19 protein-coding genes and 1 riboswitch are annotated in these 24,441 nt (G+C 36.5%); of the genes, 15 read left to right on the top strand and 4 right to left on the bottom strand.

All coding sequences use genetic code 11. The annotated features are described in order from the left end of the window. Nucleotides 1-241: 241 nt before the first annotated feature. The 4 genes from metH to CCK98_RS27055 are packed head-to-tail and all read right to left on the bottom strand — an operon-like array spanning nucleotide 242 to nucleotide 7,836. A complete protein-coding gene (metH, locus tag CCK98_RS27070; protein WP_088089421.1) occupies nucleotides 242-3,691 on the bottom strand; it encodes a methionine synthase in 3,450 nt (1,149 codons plus the stop codon). After that, on the bottom strand, nucleotides 3,669-5,534 hold the full coding sequence (locus tag CCK98_RS27065; protein WP_088089420.1) for a bifunctional homocysteine S-methyltransferase/methylenetetrahydrofolate reductase: 1,866 nt from the start codon (nucleotides 5,532-5,534) through the stop codon (nucleotides 3,669-3,671). Before CCK98_RS27065 ends, metH begins: the two co-directional genes overlap by 23 nt. Then, nucleotides 5,531-6,724 (bottom strand): cystathionine beta-lyase, encoded by a 1,194-nt coding sequence (gene metC, locus CCK98_RS27060; RefSeq protein ID WP_088089419.1) that lies wholly within the window; start codon nucleotides 6,722-6,724, stop codon nucleotides 5,531-5,533. The genes CCK98_RS27065 and metC overlap by 4 nt, the downstream gene beginning before the upstream one ends. Continuing rightward, entirely contained in the window at nucleotides 6,724-7,836 is a 1,113-nt protein-coding gene (locus CCK98_RS27055; protein ID WP_088089418.1) for a methionine biosynthesis PLP-dependent protein, read from the bottom strand. Before CCK98_RS27055 ends, metC begins: the two co-directional genes overlap by 1 nt. Before the next feature lie 93 nt (nucleotides 7,837-7,929). Continuing rightward, a riboswitch (SAM riboswitch) is annotated at nucleotides 7,930-8,046 on the bottom strand. 208 nt (nucleotides 8,047-8,254) lie between these two features. Between CCK98_RS27055 and CCK98_RS27050 the strand changes: the two genes are divergently transcribed. From CCK98_RS27050 to CCK98_RS26980, 15 genes are all read left to right on the top strand, one after another. Further along, nucleotides 8,255-8,593, top strand: coding sequence for a helix-turn-helix domain-containing protein (locus tag CCK98_RS27050; protein ID WP_088089417.1), 339 nt, complete (start codon nucleotides 8,255-8,257; stop codon nucleotides 8,591-8,593). 36 nt (nucleotides 8,594-8,629) lie between these two features. Beyond that, nucleotides 8,630-9,616 (top strand): NAD-dependent epimerase/dehydratase family protein, encoded by a 987-nt coding sequence (locus CCK98_RS27045; protein WP_088089416.1) that lies wholly within the window; start codon nucleotides 8,630-8,632, stop codon nucleotides 9,614-9,616. A 164-nt stretch (nucleotides 9,617-9,780) separates the two neighbouring features. Further along, nucleotides 9,781-10,776, top strand: coding sequence for a glycosyl hydrolase family 28-related protein (locus CCK98_RS27040; protein ID WP_088089415.1), 996 nt, complete (start codon nucleotides 9,781-9,783; stop codon nucleotides 10,774-10,776). A gap of 162 nt (nucleotides 10,777-10,938) precedes the next feature. Continuing rightward, the gene (locus CCK98_RS27035; RefSeq protein WP_088089414.1) at nucleotides 10,939-11,682 is read left to right on the top strand and encodes a YveK family protein; all 744 of its coding nucleotides are present in this window, start codon (nucleotides 10,939-10,941) and stop codon (nucleotides 11,680-11,682) included. Next, nucleotides 11,675-12,319, top strand: a complete 645-nt coding sequence (locus tag CCK98_RS27030) for a CpsD/CapB family tyrosine-protein kinase (RefSeq protein WP_179195940.1) — start codon at nucleotides 11,675-11,677, stop codon at nucleotides 12,317-12,319. The genes CCK98_RS27035 and CCK98_RS27030 overlap by 8 nt, the downstream gene beginning before the upstream one ends. Nucleotides 12,320-12,376: 57 nt before the next feature. Beyond that, complete coding sequence (locus CCK98_RS27025) at nucleotides 12,377-13,834, top strand: oligosaccharide flippase family protein (protein ID WP_088089412.1); 1,458 nt, start codon at nucleotides 12,377-12,379, stop codon at nucleotides 13,832-13,834. A gap of 1 nt (nucleotide 13,835) precedes the next feature. After that, nucleotides 13,836-15,101 carry an O-antigen ligase family protein gene (locus CCK98_RS27020; protein WP_088089411.1) on the top strand — a complete coding sequence of 422 codons (1,266 nt, stop codon included), beginning with the start codon at nucleotides 13,836-13,838 and terminating at the stop codon, nucleotides 15,099-15,101. A 25-nt stretch (nucleotides 15,102-15,126) separates the two neighbouring features. Continuing rightward, nucleotides 15,127-16,179, top strand: coding sequence for a glycosyltransferase family 4 protein (locus tag CCK98_RS27015; RefSeq protein ID WP_088089410.1), 1,053 nt, complete (start codon nucleotides 15,127-15,129; stop codon nucleotides 16,177-16,179). A gap of 63 nt (nucleotides 16,180-16,242) precedes the next feature. Next, the gene (locus tag CCK98_RS27010) at nucleotides 16,243-17,640 is read left to right on the top strand and encodes a sugar transferase (RefSeq protein WP_088089409.1); all 1,398 of its coding nucleotides are present in this window, start codon (nucleotides 16,243-16,245) and stop codon (nucleotides 17,638-17,640) included. Nucleotides 17,641-17,709: 69 nt separating this feature from the next. Beyond that, nucleotides 17,710-18,483 carry a glycosyltransferase family 2 protein gene (locus tag CCK98_RS27005; RefSeq protein WP_088089408.1) on the top strand — a complete coding sequence of 258 codons (774 nt, stop codon included), beginning with the start codon at nucleotides 17,710-17,712 and terminating at the stop codon, nucleotides 18,481-18,483. Between the two features lie 97 nt (nucleotides 18,484-18,580). After that, complete coding sequence (locus tag CCK98_RS27000) at nucleotides 18,581-19,183, top strand: sugar transferase (RefSeq protein ID WP_088089407.1); 603 nt, start codon at nucleotides 18,581-18,583, stop codon at nucleotides 19,181-19,183. Nucleotides 19,184-19,207: 24 nt separating this feature from the next. Beyond that, nucleotides 19,208-19,975 carry a GNAT family N-acetyltransferase gene (locus tag CCK98_RS26995; protein ID WP_088089406.1) on the top strand — a complete coding sequence of 256 codons (768 nt, stop codon included), beginning with the start codon at nucleotides 19,208-19,210 and terminating at the stop codon, nucleotides 19,973-19,975. A gap of 95 nt (nucleotides 19,976-20,070) precedes the next feature. Next, nucleotides 20,071-21,162, top strand: coding sequence for a GNAT family N-acetyltransferase (locus tag CCK98_RS26990; protein ID WP_179195939.1), 1,092 nt, complete (start codon nucleotides 20,071-20,073; stop codon nucleotides 21,160-21,162). 57 nt (nucleotides 21,163-21,219) lie between these two features. After that, nucleotides 21,220-22,410, top strand: a complete 1,191-nt coding sequence (locus CCK98_RS26985) for an aminotransferase class I/II-fold pyridoxal phosphate-dependent enzyme (RefSeq protein WP_088089404.1) — start codon at nucleotides 21,220-21,222, stop codon at nucleotides 22,408-22,410. A 195-nt stretch (nucleotides 22,411-22,605) separates the two neighbouring features. Then, on the top strand, nucleotides 22,606-24,420 hold the full coding sequence (locus tag CCK98_RS26980) for a nucleoside-diphosphate sugar epimerase/dehydratase (RefSeq protein ID WP_088089403.1): 1,815 nt from the start codon (nucleotides 22,606-22,608) through the stop codon (nucleotides 24,418-24,420). Nucleotides 24,421-24,441: the final 21 nt, after the last annotated feature.

Below are 24,441 nucleotides of genomic sequence, written 5' to 3'. Positions count from 1 at the left end.
CAAAAATTACTAATTAGTTACCTAGGTAACTATAGTAGATTTGTTGGAAAATGTCAAGAAAGGTTCACAGATTTAAGGTTGTAAATCCGGTTCGCGGAATAAAATACAAAGTAGGCGGAATTATGTTTTGGTTTGGCGGAATTCAATCTCCTTTTGGCGGAATAACGACAAGAGGTGATCACGGTAAAAGAAAAATTCCGCGGAATGACGAACTTATTCCGCGGAATCTCATAAAAAATCTTTATCTTAACACATTAAAATACCTAGCTTCCGGATGAGCGAATACGATTGCTGAAACCGAAGCTTCTGGCTCCATCATACAGCCCTCTGTTAACTGAATGCCAATTTCCTCCGGTTGAATCAACTTAAACAGTTTTTTCTGATCCTCTAATTCAGGACAAGCAGGGTAGCCGAACGAAAAACGCTGACCTGGATATTTGGCCGCAAATCGGTCTTGCATGCTGAAATCAAGCGGATCCGGGAAGCCCCAACGGTCACGCATTTGACGGTGAATTAATTCAGCGAAGCCTTCCGCCGTTTCAAGTGCCAATGATTGAAGTGCATGGCACTCCAAAAAGCGTCCTTCCGCTTTAAATTGTTCTGCCTTTTCACGAATTCCTCTACCAGCCGTGACGGTGAAGAAGCCGACATAGTCCTTTTCACCGCTATCAACTGACTTTAGAAAATCAGCTAAGCAAAGACCTGGTGCTGATTCCTGACGTGGGAAGTCGAAGGTTTCCAAAATTTGATCCTGATTTTCAGGATGATAAATAATGACCTTATTCCCATCGGATTGTGCTGGGAAAAATTGATAAACAGCGGCAGGCGTAATCCAATTGTTTGCACTAGCATTTGCTAGTAATTGATCCACGACTTCTTTTACCTTAACAGCCTTTTCATCCTTCTCAGCTAGTAACTTCGCAATTTTCCCTTTTACACCGAGATGGTGGCCAATCAACATTTGCAAATTGATATAGGGCTCGATATGTGAAAGTGAATACGATCTAAGGATGTGCCTCTTTGTGTCCATTGGTGTAAAGACGGGAACCTGGGTCGATACAGCCGGTTTCGGTTTTACAGCAACAGATACAGTCGAGGGGCGCTCAAACTCCCTAGGAATAGCTAAAGAGGCTAATTTTTCATTTTTCGCAAGCATTAATTTTTGAACTTCCTCTTCCGAATTCAATTGATTCGCAAGGGCTAAACCATTCATTGCATCCTTTGCATAAAGGACAAGGCCGTCATATTCTTTGGCAATCTTCGTATCTGTGAATTTCCGAGAAAGAGCTGCACCGCCAACGAGGATAGGTACGGCAATACCGGAATCCTTCATATCCTGAGCTGTTAACACCATTTGCTGGGCAGATTTGACCAGCAAACCCGATAAACCAACCATGTCTGGTTTTTCTCTAAGAATGGCTTGAACCAAGTCAGTTGGATTCACCTTAATCCCAAGGTCGATTACTTCATAGCCATTATTGCTGAGAATAATATCGACGAGGTTTTTACCGATATCATGAACATCGCCTTTTACGGTAGCTAAAATGATTTTCCCTTTTGTAGCAGAAACATCGCCTTTTTCCATATGAGGTTCTAAATGCGAAACGGCTGCTTTCATTACTTCAGCACTCTGGAGCACCTCAGCAACGATGAGCTGGTTGTCGTTAAAGAGGCGGCCAACCTCTTTCATCCCATCCATTAATGGTCCATTAATAATATCAAGCGGGGCAGGATACGTTTCAAGCGCTAGATCTAGATCCGGCAGCAAGCCTTCTTTTGTACCTTCAACCACATAATAGGCGAGTCTCTCTTCTAAGGTCATATTTGGAACGGTTGTTTTCGGTTCTTTCTTTTTGCCACGGTAAAATTCAGTGAATGTAGCGAGCGACTCATCTGTTGTATCAAACAAGAGGGCCTCCGCTAATTGAACTTCTTCTTTTGAAATAGATGCAAACCGTTCTAGTTTTTCTGTATTAACAATAGCATAATCAAGTCCAGCCTGGGTGCAGTGGTAAAGGAAGACAGAGTTTAGAATTTCTCTACCGACAGGAGGGAGCCCGAAGGAGACATTACTAATTCCAAGAATCGTTTGTACTTCTGGGAACTGCTCCTTAATTAACCGGATGCCTTCAACCGTTGCCTTGGCGGAACCAATATATTGTTCATCACCCGTACCAACTGGAAAAACAAGCGGATCAAAAATGAGATCCTGTGGCTTCAGGTGATATTTGTTCACTAATATATCATAAGAGCGTTTAGCAATGGCTAGCTTTTGCTGTGCAGTTACTCCCATGCCTTCCTCATCAATGGTTCCAACGACGATCGCAGCACCATAGCGATGGATTAATGGGACAACTGCTTCAAATCGTTCCTCACCATCTTCAAGGTTAATGGAATTGATAATCGCTTTTCCTTGTGAATATTTAAGGGCTCTTTCGATGACCTTTTCGTCGGTTGAATCGATCACTAGGGGAGCTTTTACTTTCTTAACAACTTCTTTAATAAAGTTTTCCATATCAACGATTTCTTCACGGTCAGGGTCGGCTAGGCAAAGATCAATGACATGCGCGCCGCCTTTGACTTGGGCTCGAGCAATCTCTGATGCTTCCTCAAATTTCCCCTCGGTAATTAACCGTTTGAATTTTCGTGAGCCAATTACATTGGTCCGTTCGCCGACCATGATGGGTCTTAACGTTGGATCGTCATAGATGAATGGTTCAATCCCGGAAACCATATGAACTGAGGTTTGTTTAAATTCTCTTGGTTGGTAGGCTTTCATCGCATCGGCAATCGCCTTAATATGGTCTGGAGTCGTCCCACAACAGCCACCGACAATATTAAGCCAGCCATGTGCGGCAAAATCAGACAGCTTTTTGGCTAAAGTCTCTGGTGTTTCATGATAATGACCTTCTTCATCAGGCAAACCTGCATTTGGATAACAGCTGACTGCTGTCGATGCTAGATTTGCTAATGAGCGGACATGATCCTGCATAAATTCTGGCCCAGTTGCACAGTTAAGTCCCACAGCAACGGGATTCATATGTTCAACGGAAATAAAAAACGATTCAATTGACTGCCCTGCGAGCGTTGTACCCATTGGCTCGATCGTCCCTGAAATAAACAGCGGCAGCGTTTTGCCGGTTTTTTCAAACGCCCTTTCGATACCAACATAGCCCGCTTTTACATTCAACATATCCTGACTCGTTTCAAGAAGCAGTAAATCGACACCGCCATCAATTAGGCCGATGGCTTGTTCCTCGTATGCGGCTGCAAGTGCATCAAAAGTAGTTCCACCTGTTACACTTAAGGTTTTTGTTGTTGGGCCCATTGAGCCTGCCACATAACGCGGCCACTCATCAGTTGAAACTTTGTAAGCTTCTTTCACAGCAAGAAAGGCAGCTATTTTATTAATTTCATAGGCTTTAAAACCAAGTTCATATTCATCGAGAACCAGGCTTGCCGCCCCAAATGTATTGGTTTCAATGATATCTGCTCCAGCCTCTAAGTATTCACGATGAATATTAGCAATGACGGATGGAGCGGTTAAATTCAAGTGCTCGTTACAGCCTTCATACTGCTCGCCGCCAAAATCTTCCGCTGTAAGATTTGCTTCCTGGATCATGGTACCCATTGCCCCGTCCATCACGAGGATTCGTTTTTTGAGTTGTTCAGTAAATGGTGTTTTCGGCATAGGTGCTCCTCCTCAATTCACTAGCACGCTGACGGGTATATAACGCCAATTCAGCAGTTAATTCATAACGTAAAAATGGTGTAATCAAATAAATACCGTTAAATAAATCTAAGGCTGCATCGATTAGTGACTTAGTAATGGCAATTCCTTCTCGGGCAGCTTGAAGCGGTTGATCATTTAGTTGGGCCATCCGCTGGCGGATTGAATCGGCAATCTTAATACCAGGTACCTCATTATGGAGGAACTCAGCGTTCTTGCTGCTAATTAGTGGCATTAAGCCAATATAGATTGGTGCATCAAGATGCTTTGTATGTTCATAAACTTCGAGTAATTTTTCCTCAGAAAAAACCGGTTGGGAGATAAAGTAATCTGCCCCATAATGAACTTTTTTCTCAAGTCTCTTCACTGCTTTCTCCAGTGAGCGGACATTGGGATTAAAGGCTGCCGCAATGCTAAAGTCTGTCTTTTGCCCCAGATCTTTCCCTGAAAAAGACAATCCTTCATTCAACTGCTTAATCATTTGAATAAGTTCAAAGGAGGACACATCGTAAACAGATGATGCACCTGGAAAATCTCCTACTCTTGCAGGATCACCAGTAATAGCAAGAACATCATTCATCCCAAGCGTATGCAGACCCATTAAATGCGATTGCAATCCGATAATATTGCGGTCACGGCACGCAATATGAATGAGCGGACGCATTCCTAAGTCCTGTTTCACTAAATAGCCCAGCGATTCGTTGGAAATTCGGACCGTTGCAAGTGAATTATCAGCTAGGGTAATCGAATCGATGCCCGCTTCTTTTAAGGCTTTAGCTCCTTGGAAAAACTTTGTTGTATCTAGTTTTCTAGGAGGATCTAATTCAACTATAACCGATGGTCTCTCTTTCACAATATCCTGTAGGGGAGTGTATTCCCTTTTAGAAGAATGAGATTCAACGATTATCTTCTTTGGTTTTAATTTTACTATTTTTTCAGTGACTGGAACACTGTTTTTTAGTTCAGAAGCATATGCTCTAATATGGTCAGGAGTGGTTCCGCAGCATCCGCCAAGTAACCGTACACCTTGGTTACGGAAAGCTTTTGCTGAATTTCGGAAATAATCGGCATCTCCTTCATAATGAAACTTTCCGTCAGTATAGGCAGGGAGACTGGCATTTGGGTAGGCAGATAGAAAAGCATGTGCTGGTAATTCAATCTGTTCTAACGCTAATAGCATATGATGGGGGCCAAGACGGCAATTTAGCCCGACCACATCGGCTCCCAGGCCTTCAAGTCTTTTTAAGGCGTCATTGACAGGAGTTCGATCCTGCATAAGCCCGGGCTCTTGATGGGAGACCTGCGCAATAATCGGCAGCTTTGTTTCCTTTCTAGCAATCGTTAGAACGGTTTCAAGCTCTTCAAAATCGTAAAAGGTTTCAAGCAATAAGCCATCCACTCCTTCAAGAAGGAGGCAATATAATTGTTCCCGGAAGCTTCGCTTTAATTCTTCTATAGAAATGGAATCCGGCTTAATTCCTCGATTTCCACCAATAGTTCCAAGGACGTACGTATCGTTTTGGGCAGCTGCCTTTTTGGCAATAGAGACGGCTGCACTGTTAATTTCCTTTACAGAATCCTCCAAACCATACCTCTGCAGCTTTAAATAGTTTGCCGCATAAGTATTAGTCTGAATCACGTCAGCACCTGCATCAATATAGGCTTTATGGATAGTTTGGATGTGTCCGGGCTGGGAAAGATTTAGTTCCTCCAAACAACTGTCCTTACCAAAGGAATACAATAGAGTACCCATTGCTCCATCAGCAATTAAGATTTGATTTTTTAATTTATCTAAAAAACTCATGATGATTCTCCTTGATGTAATACCAATTGTGTTTTGCGAACTTGCTCTAGTGCTTGTGAAAAATCCTTCATTAAATCATCGGGATTTTCAAGTCCGACCGATAAGCGAACCAGACTATTTGTAATCCCGCGCTTCTCCCGCTCTTCTTGAGGCATGGCTGCATGGGACATTTTTGCTGGATAGGAAAGAATCGATTCTACCGCTCCGAGACTGACAGCAAATACAGGAATTTTTACATTGGCAAGAAAGGTGCGAAGTGCATCTTCATTAGCTAATTCAAACGATAAGACCGCTCCTGGACCAGCTGCTTGCGTTTTCTGAATTTGATATTGTGGGTGACTTTCCAACCCTGGGTAATGAACCTTTTCAACAAGCGGATGAGCATCTAAAAATTCCGCTAGTTTAATAGCCGATTTTTGTGATTGTTCCAGTCGGACGTGTAGCGTTTTGATCCCTCTTAAAACGAGCCATGCATCTTGAACACCTAAAATCGCCCCAAACCCATTTTGCAAGAAACCTAATCTTTTCGCCAAGTTTTCGTCTTTGACGACAGCAAGTCCGGCAACGACATCACTATGACCCGATAAAAATTTCGTCGCGCTATGGAGCACGACATCGGCACCTAACTCCAATGGCCGTTGGTGGGAGGGGGTAAGGAAGGTGTTATCGACAAATGTTAACGCGCCCGTCTCCTTAGCTAAATTGCTAATTGCCTTAATGTCAGTCACTTTCATTAATGGATTCGATGGTGTTTCCACATAGAACGCTTTTGTATTTGCCTGAATGGCTTGTTTTACTTCATATAAATTCGTCATATCGACGAAGGTATGTTCAATTCCGAGCCGCGTGAGGACCTCTGTGACCATCCGAAATGTACCGCCGTAGACATCTTCCGTAATGACAATATGATCACCTGCAGATAACAGGAGAAATGCCGTCGAAATGGCGGCCATACCAGATGAGAAGGCAAAGCCTTTTAACCCGCCTTCAAGTTCAGCAATGACATCTTCAAGTGCTTCCCTTGTCGGATTTAAACTGCGGCCATAATCGTACTTGCCAAACTGATCGAAATCAGATTGGTGAAAAGTGGATGCATGCTGTATGGGTACACTAACCGCTCCTGTTGTAGGATCAATTTTGTGCTTATTATGAAGGAGCCTGGTTTCAAATGTGTATTCTTCGTGTGCCATTATGCAATCACTCCTTCTTGAACATGGGCAAAAGCTTTTTCCAAATCTTCAATTATGTCTTGTGAATCCTCAAGTCCAACGGAGAAACGCAATAAACGATTGCAGACGCCGGATTGAATTCGGATTTCTTCAGGAATATCCGCATGGGTTTGCGTTGCCGGATAAGTGATAAAGCTTTCCGTTCCACCTAAACTTTCCGCAAAGCTGATTAGATTTAAGCCTTGTAAAAATGGATTAACCCAAGCTTCATCCTTGATTCTAAAGGAAACCATTCCACCGCGTCCTGGGTAGAGGACATCTGTGACAGCATCATGCTGGGATAGAAATTCGACAATATTCTTTGCATTTTTTTCATGTCGTTCCATTCGTAGTGACAAAGTTTTCATACCACGCATTAATAACCAGGAATCGAATGGGCTCAGCACTGCTCCAGCACCATTATGATGGAATGCCAATGCTTCACAAAGCTCTTTTCCTTTAGCGACAATAAGTCCGGCTAGAACATCATTATGGCCACCTAAGTATTTCGTCGCACTATGGATGACAATATCAGCACCAAGTGTTATCGGCTGTTGTAACAGTGGCGTATAGAAAGTGTTGTCCACAATTAGCAATAGTCCATGTTCCTTGGCAATTTTTGAAACAGCGGCAATATCGGATTCCTGCATAAGTGGATTGGTTGGTGTCTCAAGGAAGATGGCCTTTGTTTGCGGCGTAATTTTCTTTTCAATCTCTTCCGGACAACAGGTATTAACATATTGACTTTTCAAGCCCCATTTTTGATAGCCTTTTTCTAATAAACGGTAGGTACCGCCGTATAAATCCTCACTTACCAGCCATTCATCACCGGATTGGAATAAAGAAAGAATCGTTAAGATTGCTGCCATACCAGAGCTGCAGGCAAATCCTTGATCACCGCACTCTAAATCAGCAATTGTTTTTTCTAGGAGCTGACGCGTTGGGTTTCCTGTGCGGGTATAGTCGAACCCAGTGGATTGCCCGATACCTTCATGACGAAAGGCTGTTGAAAAGTATACAGGTGGGTTAACGGTTCCAGTTGTTGTCTCACTGCGGTTTCCTATTTGGGCAAGTTTCGTTTCAATTTTGTACATGATGACCACTCCTTGTGTAGTAAATATAATAAATAAAAAAAGCCTTCTTTTTATAAGAAGAAGGCTTTTGTAAGTACGACCAAAAAGTCATTCTTCTTATCTTGCAAATTAACGAATAATTTGCAGGACTTAGCACCTTTTCAATGAGTGTAGCCATTGATGGTTGCTGAGGTGTCTTCGGGCCATTCCCTCAACCTCTCTTGATAAGAAAATTAATATTTAGATTATTTATAAAATTTACTACAACTTAGCGGTGGTGTCAATTTATTTTATTAAAAATGAGTTAATGGTTAAGTATTGTTCGTAATAAAGCACTTACCAAAAGTATTAAGTGATTATTATCGTTCTTTACAGAGAACTAATTGTTTACTATAATGATATTTAAGAGAGGAGTGAAATTTATTTTAGGAGGCACATTATGTTAGGAAATATAATTCAAAAATTAAGGAAAGAAAAAAACCTTACCTTATCTCAATTAGCTGAGAAAACATCTATCTCAAAATCTTACTTAAGTCAAATCGAAAGGAATATCCAGAGTAACCCTTCAATTGAAATTTTGGGGAAAATAGCCAAAGTACTAGATGTAGACATACAAACACTTTTAAGCCAAGATACCGCAAAATCTGATACAAATGATAATGGTAAAGGGAATGTAAAAAATTGGAACATTTTTATAAATATTGCACTAGAATCTGGATTGATAAATGAGAAAGACTTAATTGAGTTAAGAAAAGCCCTACAAAAAGGCAAAAAATAGTTATAACAATTAGACAAAATATATAGAGGTGAAAATATGAGGGTCCTTGTAACTGGTGGTTATGGCTTTATAGGTTCCTTTGTTGCTGAAAGATTTTTTAAGGAAGGTGATGAAGTCTACATTATTGATAACCTTTCTACAGGAAATAAGGATAATGTGAAGTTCAATCATAAATTTTATCAATTAAACGTAGAAGACCAAATGTGTGAGGGGGTATTCCAATCTAATCGATTTGATGTAGTTATTCATCTGGCAGCACAAGTAAATGTCGGAACATCAATGGTGAACCCATACCTAGATTCTCAATCAAACATCCTAGGATTGACAAATATACTTCAATTATCACACAAATATGGAGTGAAAAAAGTAGTATTTGCTTCTTCAGCAGCCGTTTATGGTCTTAATGATGATATTTCATTGAAAGAAGATGCTTTATGTGATCCTCTATCACTATACGGAATCAATAAATGGGTAGGGGAACTATATTGCAAAAAGTGGACTGTAATGTTTGGTGTTGATACACTTTGTTACCGCTTTTCAAATGTCTTTGGTCCTAAGCAAGGAACAGTCGGTGAAGGTGGAGTCATTTCCATTTTTATTAACAATGTTTTAGAACAAGAGCCCCTGCAGGTTTTTGGGGACGGAGAGCAAACTAGGGACTTTATATATGTAGAAGATGTTGCCTATGCCATTTATCGCGGCGTCGAATATGATCTCAAAGGGGTTTATAATTTATCAACTAATACAGAGACAAGTGTGAACGATTTTATTTATACTCTCGGAAATTTGGAAGATATAAAAGAAGTAATCTATAAAGAGCCAAAGCAAGGTGATATCAAATTTTCTAGGTTGGAAAATACAAAGATTAAACAGGACCTGGATTGGGAACCACTTCATAATTTTCAGGCTGGGTTAGAAAAAACTTATGATTGGTTTAAAAATAATCGGAGTAAAAAAGGACAACAACAGTCGGTTAAAATCAAAATGAATTACGAAAATCAGAACATTCATACAACATCTTGAAAATTTAGTTATTGTTGCACAAGCCAATTTTGTAAGATGTTATTGGAAAATGTTGTTCACGAGCATAATTACCTATTTATGGGATGATATTGTTGATTTGTTCATTATAATGAACTATAATTGATTATATAAAGAATAACTTAAGGGATTGTAAGGAGAGAATTATGATTAGAAGGAGTACAACTATATATATTTCAGCCATTTTTCTTATTGTTGGCCTTCTTTTTTTATTTAAAAATGAGCATCAAGTCGCTACAAGGACTGGCACTGGCCAAAACGAATATGTGAATGTGGATGAATTTGGAGCTATCGGTGATGATTTGAAAGACGATTCACGATCCATTCAAGAAGCAATAAATTACAGCCATGAAACAAAAATTGGAAAAGTAAAGTTACTTGGAAATAAGAGTTATATTCTAAAGAAAGGATTAGTTTTAAAAGAGGGTGTTGAATTGGAATTTGGTCAAAATACTAGGTTAAGAATAGAAGGGAACTTTCAAGCAATTAATGTGAAAAAAAATGCGTCAATATCAAATGGAGTTCTTGAAATAATAGATGCTAACTTTGATTCAGATGTTATTTACTTAGACGGTATTCATAAATTTTGGTCATGGGATAGAACTCAAATCAAAAATGTTACACTCTTAAACACCAGCGGCTCACATAGGGGTACAGGTCTTCATCTTTATGCAGGTGGCCCAGGTCAATTCATTTGTTTTGTTAATTTTACTGATATTAGAATTGCAGGATTTCATACCGGTGTTAAATTGGAAGCTGAAAAACCGAAAGATAGTAATAAATATAGCTTTATTAACGGCAATCGATTTATTAATCTAACCTTGGATGACTGTATAAGCTGTATTGATATTAATAGCTCGATGAGTGTTCCAAATGAAAGTTCTGGTAATGATTTTAGTGGACTTCAAATTCAAGTCTCTAAATATACTAAAGAAGTAATAACAGTAAGTGGCTCTGATAATAAATTTGAAGGTTTAATATGGGACGCTCATATAGTAAAGGGCAATAATCCAATAATAGAATTTTCAAAAGAGTCTATGAGAAATAGTTTATACACGAATATAGGGTCAAACTATATTAAAGATAAAGGAGTACATAATTATTATTCTACTCCAGAAGAAGACGCGCTGAATTCAAAGTAGAATCCAACACTTTTTTGTTAAGTTGCACCTTTGTGTTCGTTATAAAGAGTAATTAGAGGGATGAATGTATTGCTAACGATGGAGCGAGATGTTTCAGTTCTCTCATGATTGATTCATATGGTAAAAACTGAGTAATAAATATATTAGTTTTTGGAGGTCACCATGGACGAAAGAATAGATCTAAAAAAGTTCCTTCGCATTATTAGAAAGAGAATAGTAACCATCATTCTTACAGTAATATGTGTATCTCTTTTGACTGTTGGTTTATCCCTATTTTTATTAAAGCCAACCTATGAAGCTACTGAAAATATCCTAATTGGCAAACTTACAAAGGAAGAAGGTAATTATAGTGATACACAAGAACTTAGTATGCTGCTTGCTTCAACAATTGATTTCATAAAGAGTCCAATCGTGCTAAATTCTGTTAAAAAAGAGCTTAATATAAATGATGACGAATTAGAGAAAAAGATAGTTGTACAAAATAATAGAAATTCACAAATTATCAATGTAGTAGTAAGGGATCATGATTTGGAAAGTACTAAGAAGCTTGCACATACCATAGCTAAAACATCGGTCAATAAAATGTATGAGCTGTTTAATGTTAAGGATATAAAGCTATTAAGTGATACAGATGGAGATCCATCGATTAAGATCGTTGGAAGTTTGTCTTTAAACGTCGCAATTGGTGCAATGATTGGAATTTTCCTTGGTGTTGGCCTTGCAATGTTTAGAGAGTATTGGGACGATTCGATTAAAGATGTAAAAGAGATTGAAGGTATTGTAGGTTTACCAGTATTAGGACAAATAAATTTAAAAAATAGCAAAAGAAAATTTATGAATAAAAACAAAAGGAAGCAACAGTCAGCCGTCTTAAATGATAATAAGAGGGGGCAAATCAGTGTATAAGAAAAGGGATGAAACAAAAAAAATAATGCAAAGGCTTCAGCTTAATGAAGATTTAATCAGTACTGAACAAATTCGAATGATTCGTACGAATATAGATCAAGTATCTATTAGTGATTCGGTATTATTAATGGTAACATCGCCACGTAATGAGGAACAAAAATCTATTATCTCTTCTAAATTAGCAATTGCTTTTGTTGAGCAAGGTAAAAAGGTACTACTTGTTGATGCCAATTTACGGAAACCTTCATTAAACAGTTTGTTTCAGATAAAAAATGAGAATGGATTAACAAATGTGATTTTGGATGAAGAAAACATCCAACTTTATATCAAAGAAACGTTTGTCCCAGGACTATTCGTTTTACCAACTGGTCCTATTCCTTTAAATCCATCAGAAATATGGATAGCAAGTAAAGTAAAGGAATTTGTTAGAAACTGTGTGTCGGAGTTTGATGTGGTAATCATTGATGCCCCACCTTTTTTAATAGCATCAGATTCTCATATTCTAGCAAATCAATGTGATGGTGTTATTTTAGTGCTAACAGAAAATAAAACGAAGAAAGAAGATGTACTTCTAACAAAAGATTACTTGGATAGAAAAAACAATAGAATTGTAGGAGTTATTTATCAAACAGGATAATTACTAGGGGGAAAACTTCTTTAATCAGGTGTTTGTTAATATAAGGTGGCTATTTTTATGGAGAAATTAAAGAAAAATTCTATTGCAAAAAATATTACTCATCTGTTTTATAGTACAGCACTATCTAGTGTATTAAATGCTACGGCACTAATCATTTTAGCCAATTATTTAAAGTCGTATGATTATGGGATGTTTAGTGTTGTGTTAGCATTTGCAATGATTATGGGATATTTTACAGATGCTGGACTAAGTACCATTGTCTTAAGAGAAGGATCTAAAAAGGATATGGATCTATCCATCCTAATCTCTTCATATGTGAAAATGAGAATGGTTTTACTTGTAGCAACATTTATCTGTGGATTTGTCGTAATTCATATTTCAAACTCAGGGAATAAAGAGTTAATACAAACAGCGTATTATTTAATTATTCCGATGGTTTTAGGAATTGCCCTACAAAGTATCGGTACAACGTTTTTTCAAATGATTGAGAAAATGCAGTATAACGGGATGATACGAATTATTTCTTCTGTTTGTTTAGTTCTGACCCTAACAGTAGGGATTCACTTTAGCCTTAAGCCATTGATTATTACCACTTTATATGGTCTGTCTTATTTTGCCGGAGGTGTGTTTGGGGTCTATCTAGTAAGTAGAAATGTTAACATTCGATTGAAAGGTAAATTCCATAAAGGACTTTTACAAAATCTAGGGTCATTTACTTTAGGTGGATTGCTTTTTGTAATGCTTCCGCATTTAGGACCCCTAGTGCTTGAAAAGACCATAACTCTAGAAGAAGTTGCATTATTTGCAGTAGCTTATCGAATTCCCCAGGCATTACAGCAAATTCCATTTATTATTGCGGGAGCTTATTACCCAGTACTATTCAGAGCCTTTAATAATAATCTATTAGACGATCATTTAAGATACAACATAACGCTTATCAAGATCATGACATTAGTAGGAATGGCGATGACAATTCCTTTTTACTATATGTCAAATGTTGTAATAGATTTACTGTTTGGTGATAAGTGGATTCATGCATCATTTCCACTGAAAATTTTATCCTTAATGCTTACCTTACAGGCAATTAATATTGCATTAGCAGATGGTTTAACGACAAAGGGATTACAGTCTCTTCGTACCATTGTTCAATCGATTGCAGTAATTTCAGGAGTCTTTCTTTATTTGTTTTTAAGCAGGTTATTTGGTGTAACTGGAGCAGCATTCGCAGGTGTAATGATTGAAGGAATTGCCCTATTAGGATTTTGGATTTACAATCCCAATCGTTGGATTATTGCCAAAAAGGCAATATATCCATACTTATCATTTTTTATCATTTGTTTAGGTGGTATTGAATTTTTTCTAGATTCCCATCCATTTTTAGCTGTTGTTTTTAACTTCCTTCTATTAACCTTAGTACTTTTTATAGATAAAGAATTTAAGAATATAATTTATGAGTTTATTAAAGTACGTGGAATAGGTTATAAATGGAAGACCAAGAAATCCCAGGGGGTATAAGATGGACGATAATATAGCTCCAAGTTCTCAAAAATATAGCTTCACAATCTTCTTTCTCTTTTTACTGGTAACTCTTGCAAATTACTATATTTATGTTGGGTTTGCCATAAAACCGTATTTGGTCTTCTCTATTTTATATTTATTCATCCATATCGGCTCATTTTACTTCTATAGGCTTCACTTGTTTGAAGTAGCGATGTTGTTATTTTATTTGATGTATAGCTTTACTGGAGCATTTTCATTATATCCAGCCTCCAGTATTAGAATTTTCATAGGGATAGTTCTATATATTTCTTGTTATTTTATTATTAAATCCATTATTGCAAGATCAAAAAATTTGGTGGTCGAAAGGGCGATTTCAGATGTAGGACTTTTTTTTAATTTAGCTAGCCTAGTCCTCTATTTTATCGGATTAAAAAGTGTGGGCTTTATTTTCGAGGGCGACAGAATATATGAATTCGGAGTCATGTTAGATCGGGATTACCCCCGATTAATCGGGTTGGTACAGGATCCTAACTTTTTTGTTCTGTATAATACTTTATTTTTTTGTTATTACTTATGCAATTCTAATTCTTTAAAAAACAAAATTGGTTTAACCCTTTGTATTATTACGAATTTATTGACTTTTTCAAGAGGCGGGCTTTTAATAATGGCTTTTATCTTCTTTATTTATATTTTGAATGATAATCCATTAAAACGATTAAAATTGCTAGTTGGTATCGTAGCTGCTTTATCGGTTAGTTTGTATATTGCAATCGTTCATTTGAAATTCGATATATATGGGATTTTAGAATCGAGAATTGAAGACATGTCCTCGGATGGTGGAAGCGGGAGGTTAGAATTGTGGGGAAGGGCCTGGGATTTTTTTGCTTCACACAAATATGTTGGAATTGGAGCATTTAACTTTCCTGCTTACAATTCATTTCAATTTGGAGATACACTTCAAGTTCATAATACATTTTTAGAGATATTATCAGAATCCGGTTTATTAGGAATTTCCTGCTTTTGCTTATTTATCATTTTAGTGTTTGTTCAATTAATACAAAGTAGAACACATAAAAATAAACCCTATCTATTCTTTACATTTATCGGGTTTATACTTCAAATGGGTTTCCTTTCGGTGATTATTAACGATATATTTTTTTTGTATTTAGCGATATTATCTACCTATTTGCATAATGAGAAGCAGGTATTACGAACTGAAGCGAAGAAGACAGACCCTCTCCCTGTCTTAACTTCCCATAAACAAAGAATAAAGTTGAATTAAAGTTTTAAAGGAGGTGATGCAAAGCATGAACATTTTAGTCATTACGGATAAGCTGATTTTTGGCGGAGCAGAAATGTATTTTTGTAAATTGGAGAATCAATTACAGGACCCTAACATAAATTTTCACTTTGCTGCCGGTTCAGGAGAGCTGTACGAGAAAATCAAACATAAAAATAACTTTAGTGAAATAAGTAGAACTAAGCATGTGCTTAACATAAAAAAGCTGAAAGAGATATTGATTGATAAACAAATAGACCTAATTCACGCGAATAGTTTGAGGATGGTTCTGTATTGTATATTTATTAAAAAGTTGACTAAAAAAAACTTCAAGATTGTTTATACCAAGCATAATGTAACTGTTCTTGAGGAGAAAAGTCGATTTTTGTTCTCATATTTATTAAATAAATATGTAGAAAGAATCATCACAGTAAGTGACTTTGAAAAATTTAACCTTGTGAAGGCCGGAATAAAGCCTAACAAAATTACAACAGTTTACAATGGCGTTGATTTAAAACAGTTTGTTTTCCATGGAAAAGAAAAAGGGGAATTTTTCAATGTTGGTATATTAGCAAGATTATCAGAAGAAAAAAATCATGAGCTATTTATTAATATTGCAAACAAGCTTCGAGACATTCCGAATCTCATGTTTTATATTGCAGGAGATGGTCCAGAATACCAAAAATTAAACAACTTAATTCGCTCACAAAATCTTTCTCATAAGGTAAAGATGGTGGGTATCGTTCATAATCCTGAGGAATTTATTAAAAGTATGAATCTCTTACTTTTAACGTCCTATAGAGAAGTATTTCCAATGGTTATTTTAGAAGCTATGGCAGTTGGTACCCCTATCATATCCATTAATCGAGGTGGAATTAAGGAAGCTATTATTGAAAATAAAACGGGTTTTCTCATAAATAATCATTCAGTAGATGACTTCTGTAAGAAAATTTTATTTATAGAATCTGAAGAACAGGTTCTGAATCAATGTATTGTAAATGCCCGTAGGAAAGTAGAAGAGGATTTTTCTCTAGATCAAATGGTTAGTAATACTTTACAGGAGTACTGGAAATGTAACTAATCTAAATTAAAAAAAGTCAATTATCTATAATATTCAATAAACTTCCTAGGAAGGAGAAATGAAATGAATGAAGACTATAGAGGGACTTATGTAAAATTTATTCTGGCTTTCGTTGATATCACGTTAGTATCTGTAGGATTTTTCATGACGAATTGGTTCTCGAATTTATTTTCAATCCCTAGTAAGGGGGTGAACATCGATTACTTTTGGTTAATTGTACTTTCGGTTTCCTCAATTATTGTTTTTTATCTTTATGGACTATACGCAGATTGGCGCAGAAAAAGTATTCAGCATTTAGTATATTCAATTATATTATCGATGGTTGTCTTCTCAGGTTTCATCTCAATGGTATCACTATGGACACATTATCTATCCTTCCAGCAAAGCTTTATTTTTGAAGCATTCCTTATTCAAACGATTCTATTAATCTGTACGCGGGTATGTATTTGGTATTTAAACAAAAAAATATTCGGTAAAAAGAAAGTCTATATTATCGGTGAAGATTCAAAAACAGGATTGTATTTAGCTGACAAATTCTTAAATCATAATAAAGGGTGGTTCGAAATATCGGGATTTATTCCCTTAGCAAAAAAAGGTTTTATCCATGACTACGTAAAAAAGGGAGATCTTTTCCTACTAAGCCCCACTATTAGCAGGGAGGATAAAGAGGAAATTGTGGGCTTATGTATCAATTACGGAAAAGAAATATTGGTGGTACCACAATTATTTGAATTGTCGATACTGGGTGCCGGTACACAGCAAATAGATGATATGCTCGTCATTTCGATAAAATCTCCAATTTTAAGCGTAAGTCAAAAAATTTTTAAACGGATGTTTGATGTGATTGTATCGTCAATTGTTATAGTAATCGCTAGCCCTTTTTTATTAATTTTATTTTTATTAATCCCACTCACCTCTAAAGGACCTGCTCTTTATAAACAGGAACGTATAGGACTAAATGGAAATCCATATTGGATTTATAAGTTTAGAAGTATGATTCAAGATGCAGAAAAGAGAACGGGACCAGTATTAGCCACAGATAGAGATCCCAGAATTACTTTAATTGGAAGGTTCATAAGGGCTGTTCGTTTGGATGAGCTTCCACAATTATTAAATGTACTAAAGGGGGAAATGAGCTTAGTAGGACCAAGACCAGAACGAGAATATTTCATTAATCAATTTAAACAAAAACTCCCTGAATATACTTATCGATTAACCGTGAAGCCAGGAATAACAGGTTTAGCACAAGTGTTAGGAAACTACACCACTCCTGTAGATGATAAATTACGTTTTGACTTACTATATGTTCGCAATTATTCGTTTTGGTTGGATTTGAAAATCCTATTGCAAACGATCAGAGTTGTTCTTCAACGTGAGCAAGCTCAAGGGGTAAAAGAGGATAATATTCTCAACCAGAAATTACTAAAAAATCTTGAACAAAACAAGGTAATTAATCATTAGAAAGTCTTACTTTTTGAGGTCTGAAGAGTCGTTTCAAAGTATACAAAGTGGAGAGAGTGGGGTAAAAAAATGGAATACTCAACAGAAGCGGCTGTTTCAATTATCACTCCAACTTATAACGCTTCAAAATTTATTACTGAAACCATTCATTCAGTTAAAGCGCAAACCTTTACAAACTGGGAAATGATTATTGTAGATGATTGCTCGTTAGATAACACGGTTGATATTGTAAAGCAAGAAATGGTTCATGATTCTAGAATCAAGTTATTTGAACTTAAAGAAAATAGCGGACCTGCCAATGCACGAAATAGAGCAATTGCTGCTGCAAAGGGAAACTATCTTGCCTTTCTAGATAGTGATGACCTTTGGCTACCTCAAAAATTAGAGCGGCAGGTAGTGTTTATGGAAAAAAATGATCTTGCTTTTTCTTATACTGATTACAGGATTATGAATGAAAACGGTGATAAAACTGATGTCGTATTTCGGGCTCTCCCTAAGCTAGAGTATAAAAGTCTATTGAAAAATACTATGATCGGAACTTTAACTGTTTTGTTGGATAAAAGAAAAGTAGGGATAGTACAAATGCCATTATATAGGGATTGTTCTGAAGATTTTGGGCTTTGGCTTTCCATTCTCTCAAAAGGAATCCACGCTTATGGATTGAATGAGGAGTTGGCAATTTATAGAAAATGTGTACATTCACTCTCAAGTAACAAACTAAAATCCGCTCAGAAAACATGGAATACGTATAGAAAGGTTCAGAAGATCAATTTCGCTACCGCTTTATGGTATTTTGTAAATTATTCATTACACGCTTTTAAGAAACATTCTAAAACATCATAGTAATGTTTTTATCCCAGGATAAGCAATTCTTTACACAAATTGTTCGTTTTTAAGAACATAATAATACTATTATATTGAATGGGACTGGGGGGTAATAATGAAAAGATTGTTTGATATTTTTGTGGGTTTACTTCTATTGTGTCTCTTCAGCCCAATTATGCTTGGTGTTGCAATTGTCGTTAGAGTGAAATTAGGTTCCCCGATTCTTTTTAAACAAAAGCGAGTTGGATATCATGAGCAGATTTTTACTTTATTTAAGTTTAGAACAATGACAAATGAAAAGGATGAAACTGGAAATGACTTACCGGATTCGATTCGATTAACAAAAGTCGGGCTTATGATAAGACGCTTAAGTCTGGATGAGTTACCACAATTACTAAATGTGGTGAAGGGTGACATGAGCTTGGTTGGGCCTCGTCCACTTTTAGTTCGATACTTGCCTTACTATTCTCTAGAAGAAAGAAAACGGCATTCTGTAAGGCCGGGAATTACAGGGTATGCACAAGTGGAGGGCAGGAACCAGTTAGATTGGAACAGCAGATTGGGATTAGATGTTAAATACGTAGAAAACATGTCTTTCGGCTTGGACTTGAGGATTATTTTCAAGACAATCAGTAAAACTTTAAAACGTGACGGGATTGCTAATGTACCTGATCAACAAATGTTAGATTTTGATGTGGAACGACGGATGAAAGCTTAGTCTTCAAGAGGTGGAATAAAACTAATGAATATACGGATTGAACCTTTACAAATTAAAGATGCTCATCTTATTCCCAAGCTGATTAAGTCCGGAATGAATAAGGACATTTTTCCACTCACTATTTTTAGTTCAGAAGGTTATGTGGCATATATAAAAAACTTGCTAGCGGTTCCCGAGAAAAATCGTCGTGTGAAACTTTTTGGGGCATTTGTTGATGACCGTTTAGCCGGCTATACAGAATGGCGTATTTTTGAAGAGGATCTTTTTTTAAATAATATTTATGTTTTCCCAGAATATCAAAGATCTGGCATTGGAAAATCGCTTTTAGTAAAACACGGATACCATCTATTGGATGAATATGGGAAATATAAGATGTCCTTAGATGTTTTTAATCATAACGAGGAAGCTATCAGTTGGTATGAAAAAATCGGCTTTGTTAGAAATGATTCTACATACTGGTATGTTGGGGGACAGCTTGCTTCAGCACGTTCTCACTCCACTTACGAATGTTATATAGAGAATTATCCTAATGCTGAAGCCCAGCATGATGCATATGATTTTTCTATGTTTACATGTTCAACTAGAGAGGGAGTTTATCAAATTGGTAAAATTAAAAATCAATTCTATCGATTAACAGATTCTAATGCCTTGAATGATCATGATCTACTAAGCTGCCTCTTACAGCTTGACCCAAAACGGAAAATACTTTTATTGACCGGTGAAGTATTCTACAACCACTCCGAGTTCACATTGGCGTGTAAAAGCAACAGGATGAATATAGAGATTAGCTAGGTAAATATGATAAAAACGACATCTATTTTCGATTGGTTATCGTGAAAATGGGTCGAATTGAACTCTTTTAAAAGGAATTAATGGGGGGACTTAAGGTGGTTTATAAAACATTTGATTTAAGTGAAAAAGAGTTTTGGCACAAATTTTTAGAAAAGACAGAAAGTAAAGATGTATATTTTACACCGGAATATCTAGAAATTTATGAGAGAAATGGGGAGGGGAAAGCGCATCTCTTTATATATGAAAACGGAGAGAATTTTGTCTATTACCCGTTTTTATTAAGAGGGCTTAATGACTTATCCTATTCAGATGACGTCAGAAGAAAATATGGGGATTTATATGATATAACAACTCCATACGGTTATGGAGGCCCAATTACTAATACGAAGGACAAATCCATAAAAAAACAATTATATAGCCAATTTGAGGATTCATTTAGTTCCTTTTGTTTTCAAAAGAATATTATTTCCGAGTTTGTTAGATTTCATCCATTAATTCGGAATGACTTGGATTATAAGGATATTGAGGCTACATTAAACCGTCATACTATTTACGTTGATTTATCTTTGGAGTTAGAAGAAATATGGGCTAATTATGATAAGAAAAACAGAAATAGACTACGGAAGGCGAAAGCCAATGAATATTTTACGATGGTGCATCGCTCTCCAAGCGAATTAGAAAACTTTTTGGAACTATATTATAAAACAATGGATAAGAAAAATGCATATGAGTATTACTATTTTCAGAGAGAGTTTTTTGAGAATAATGCTGAACTTTTACGGGACCATTTGGAACTAATCGAAGTCATGATGGACGATAAAGTCGTAATGTCTTGCTTTTTTATGCACTATGGTGATTTCATCCATTATCACTTATTAGGTTCGGATGAAGAATACCTAAAGTACTCACCTAATAATTCTTTAATTCATTATGTAGTTGAATGGGCAAAGCTTAAAGGAAAGAAAGTATTACATTTAGGTGGAGGATACGCTGGAGATAACGATACATTATATCGTTTTAAAAAGCGTTTTAATAAATATGGGGATTTGCCTTTTTACATTGGAAAAAAAATCCGTAATGAGGACATTTATCAAGAACTTGTTAATAGCCTGCCTATGGCTGAAAGTTATTTTCCTTTGTACAGACATCCGGATTTGGCTATACAAAATCTTCTTAGTAAACAATAACCTTAGCTTTTATATAGTCTAATAGAAATTACTTCATTTAGGAGTGGATGTGAGTTTATGGTGAGTAATAACAAGAGGATCTATCTTTCGTCACCACATATGACCGGCAATGAGCAAAAATACATTGATTTTTCCTTTAAAACAAATTGGATTGCTCCTTTAGGTCCTAATGTTGACAGGTTTGAACAGGATATATCTCAATATGTTGGAGCCAAAGGTGCTTTAGCAGTAAGTTCGGGTACGGCAGCCATCCATCTGGCGTTAAGAATACTTGATGTGAAAACTGGTGATAAAGTTTTTTGTTCCACACTTACCTTCGTGGCGAGTGCAAATCCAATTCTTTATCAACAAGCTGAACCTGTATTTATTGATTCAGAATTTGATACATGGAATATGTCGCCTAAAGCTTTGAAAAAAGCATTCTTAGATGCGGAAGAAGAAGGAAGCCTGCCCAAAGCAGTAATAGTCGTCCATCTCTATGGGCAGAATGCGAAAATGGATGAAATAGTAGAAATTTGTAATTTTTATCAGGTTCCTATTATTGAAGATGCTGCCGAATCACTTGGTGCTATCTACAAAGGGAGAAAAAGTGGAACGGTTGGGAAATTTGGTGTGTATTCCTTCAACGGAAACAAAATTATTACTACCTCGGGTGGGGGAATGTTGGTTTCAAATGACCAAGAGGCACTTGTAAAAGGGAAGTTTCTCTCTACGCAAGCAAGAGACAACAGACCATATTATCAGCACAGTGAGTTGGGCTACAATTATCGGATGAGTAATATCTTGGCGGGAATCGGAATTGCTCAACTAGCGGCTATTGAGGAAAGAGTGGAACAAAAACAAGCTATTTTTCACAGATATGTTCGTGAATTAAGTCATTTTAAGGAGTTTGTTTTTATGCCGGAATATCAAGGGACACGTCATAATCGCTGGCTAACCACTCTATTTATAGATTCAGAACAACCATTGTTTTCTCCACTTGAGTTAATTCAGGCACTAGAAAAAGAAAATATTGAAGCGAGACCAATTTGGAAACCAATGCATTTACAACCATTATTAAGTCAATTTAAATACTATCCTCATTCCAACCACTTGAGCGTCTCTGACCGTTTATTTGAAAGAGGAATTTGTTTACCTTCAGGGACAAACATGACGGAAGAAGAGCAAACAAGGGTTATTCAAACAATTGAATCTTTTATCACTCATCATAGGAGGAAAAATTATATTTCCATCCAGCTCCCGAGTTAGTAGGAAAAAATCCCTTTGAAAAAAAGGTTTTTTCTAGTAATTTAGAGAATTTCTATTTTACGTTTGTTCGTTAATAAGAACATATAATTCTTTGTGAAATTGCAGAAATCTAACTTTTGCACCTCTGTTTATATTCATCGAAAAAGTTAGCTGAATATAAACCTTTTGAAAAGAATCGGAAAGGAATGTCTAATCATGAGTTTTCATAAACGGTTGGTTTCTTTATTGGTTGTTGATTCCTTAATAGTGTTCACATCCGTTTATATATGTAGTTTTCTTTTGTTTTCAGGATGTGTAGTCCCCACTATGCCATTGGCTCTTGTATCAACAACCTTACTTTTAAGTCATCATATATTCGCTTATAAATATAAGTTGTATAAAAGTGCTTGGGAGTATGCAAGTGTTGATGAGATGGTAACCGTTCTAAAAGCCGTAACCTTTTCAGTGATCACTGCAGCTATTATTCAATATATTATTGGTCAGCAAGTTTATTTTCGAATATTAACAACGACATGGATGATGCATTTGTTTTTAATTGGCGGGTCTCGGTTTTCTTGGCGGATTTATAAAGATAAGCACTTGGAAGGAAACAATAAAGTTAAGAAGAGAACGCTGATTATTGGAGCTGGATCTGCTGGCATGTTTGTAGCAAGACAATTAAAGCAAAGTAACGGTGAACTAATTCCTGTCGCATTTATTGATGACGATAAACAAAAGCAACACCTTGAAATTTTAGGAATACCAGTACATGGAAGCTTAAACAAACTTGATGATGCGGTCAAAGATCTAATGATTGAAAATATCGTTATTGCAATTCCGTCCCTTAATAAAAAGGAGTTGCACGATATTTATGTGGAATGCACCAAAACCAAGATTAATACACAAATGATGCCAATGTTTGAAGATTTAGTTACTGGTAAGGTCTCTGTTAATGAAATACGCAATGTAGAACCTGGTGATCTTTTGGGCAGGGAGCCGGTTGAATTAGATACACAATCGATTGCAAAATATATTACTAACAGCGTTGTGCTTGTAACCGGTGCTGGTGGATCGATTGGCTCCGAAATTTGCCGTCAAGTCTCTCAGTTTTCACCCTCAAAACTTATCCTGCTTGGCCATGGAGAGAATAGTATATATACAATTGAGATGGAGTTGAAATCCTCTTTAAGTAATAAAATTGAAATTGTTACTGAAATTGCAGATATTACTGACCGTGATAAAATTTTCGCTATTATGAATGAATATAAGCCAAGGGTGGTATTCCATGCAGCAGCACATAAACATGTTCCATTAATGGAAAGAAATCCAGAAGAAGCCATTAAGAATAATGTGATTGGTACAAAAAATGTAGCAGAAGCAGCAGGGGAAAATGGTGTTGAGACTTTTGTCATGATATCTACTGATAAGGCAGTAAACCCAACAAGTGTGATGGGGGCTACCAAGAGAATAGCTGAGATGATTGTTCAAGAGTTGGATCGAAAAAGCAATACGAGATTTGTTGCAGTTCGATTTGGTAATGTGTTGGGAAGCAGGGGGAGTGTTATTCCCTTGTTTAAGGATCAAATCTTGAAAGGCGGTCCTGTAACAGTAACCGACCCTCAAATGACAAGATATTTTATGACCATTCCTGAAGCATCTAGACTCGTTTTACAGGCTGGAGCACTAGCACAAGGTGGGGAGATTTTTGTGCTTGATATGGGAGAGCCAGTTAAAATCGTTGATTTAGCTAAAAATTTAATTCGCTTATCCGGCTATTTAGAAGATGAGATAGAAATTACTTATTCTGGAATAAGACCAGGGGAGAAACTATTTGAAGAAATTCTAAACAAAAATGAAGTACAGGACTATCAGGTACATCCAAAAATCTTTGTTGGTAAATCAGTGACTTTAGATGTTACGAAAATTTCAAATCTACTTGAGAATTATTACTATCTAGATAGAAGGTCACTAAAGGAAATACTGTTGTTTATAACCAATCAATCTAAAGAAACTATGAAAGTAGTTGTCTAAAAAAGTTATGCTAACCAGATG

It is taken from the genome of Bacillus sp. OV166 (genome assembly GCF_900177675.1).
Classification (GTDB): Bacteria; Bacillota; Bacilli; order Bacillales; family Cytobacillaceae; genus Neobacillus.
Note: the sequence above shows the minus strand (reverse complement) of the source record. Positions and strands in the feature narration are given on the sequence as shown.

Coding starts and splice junctions, on each gene's coding strand:
- metC (WP_088089419.1), bottom strand. CDS start 6,724: ATGGCACACGAAGAATACACATTTGAAACCAGGCTCCTTCATAATAAG.
- CCK98_RS27025 (WP_088089412.1), top strand. CDS start 12,377: ATGGAGAAATTAAAGAAAAATTCTATTGCAAAAAATATTACTCATCTG.
- CCK98_RS27005 (WP_088089408.1), top strand. CDS start 17,710: ATGGAATACTCAACAGAAGCGGCTGTTTCAATTATCACTCCAACTTAT.
- CCK98_RS27065 (WP_088089420.1), bottom strand. CDS start 5,534: ATGAGTTTTTTAGATAAATTAAAAAATCAAATCTTAATTGCTGATGGA.
- CCK98_RS26985 (WP_088089404.1), top strand. CDS start 21,220: ATGGTGAGTAATAACAAGAGGATCTATCTTTCGTCACCACATATGACC.
- CCK98_RS27035 (WP_088089414.1), top strand. CDS start 10,939: ATGGACGAAAGAATAGATCTAAAAAAGTTCCTTCGCATTATTAGAAAG.
- metH (WP_088089421.1), bottom strand. CDS start 3,691: ATGCCGAAAACACCATTTACTGAACAACTCAAAAAACGAATCCTCGTG.
- CCK98_RS27010 (WP_088089409.1), top strand. CDS start 16,243: ATGAATGAAGACTATAGAGGGACTTATGTAAAATTTATTCTGGCTTTC.
- CCK98_RS27055 (WP_088089418.1), bottom strand. CDS start 7,836: ATGTACAAAATTGAAACGAAACTTGCCCAAATAGGAAACCGCAGTGAG.
- CCK98_RS27050 (WP_088089417.1), top strand. CDS start 8,255: ATGTTAGGAAATATAATTCAAAAATTAAGGAAAGAAAAAAACCTTACC.
- CCK98_RS27045 (WP_088089416.1), top strand. CDS start 8,630: ATGAGGGTCCTTGTAACTGGTGGTTATGGCTTTATAGGTTCCTTTGTT.
- CCK98_RS27040 (WP_088089415.1), top strand. CDS start 9,781: ATGATTAGAAGGAGTACAACTATATATATTTCAGCCATTTTTCTTATT.
- CCK98_RS26995 (WP_088089406.1), top strand. CDS start 19,208: ATGAATATACGGATTGAACCTTTACAAATTAAAGATGCTCATCTTATT.
- CCK98_RS27020 (WP_088089411.1), top strand. CDS start 13,836: ATGGACGATAATATAGCTCCAAGTTCTCAAAAATATAGCTTCACAATC.
- CCK98_RS26980 (WP_088089403.1), top strand. CDS start 22,606: ATGAGTTTTCATAAACGGTTGGTTTCTTTATTGGTTGTTGATTCCTTA.
- CCK98_RS27015 (WP_088089410.1), top strand. CDS start 15,127: ATGAACATTTTAGTCATTACGGATAAGCTGATTTTTGGCGGAGCAGAA.
- CCK98_RS27000 (WP_088089407.1), top strand. CDS start 18,581: ATGAAAAGATTGTTTGATATTTTTGTGGGTTTACTTCTATTGTGTCTC.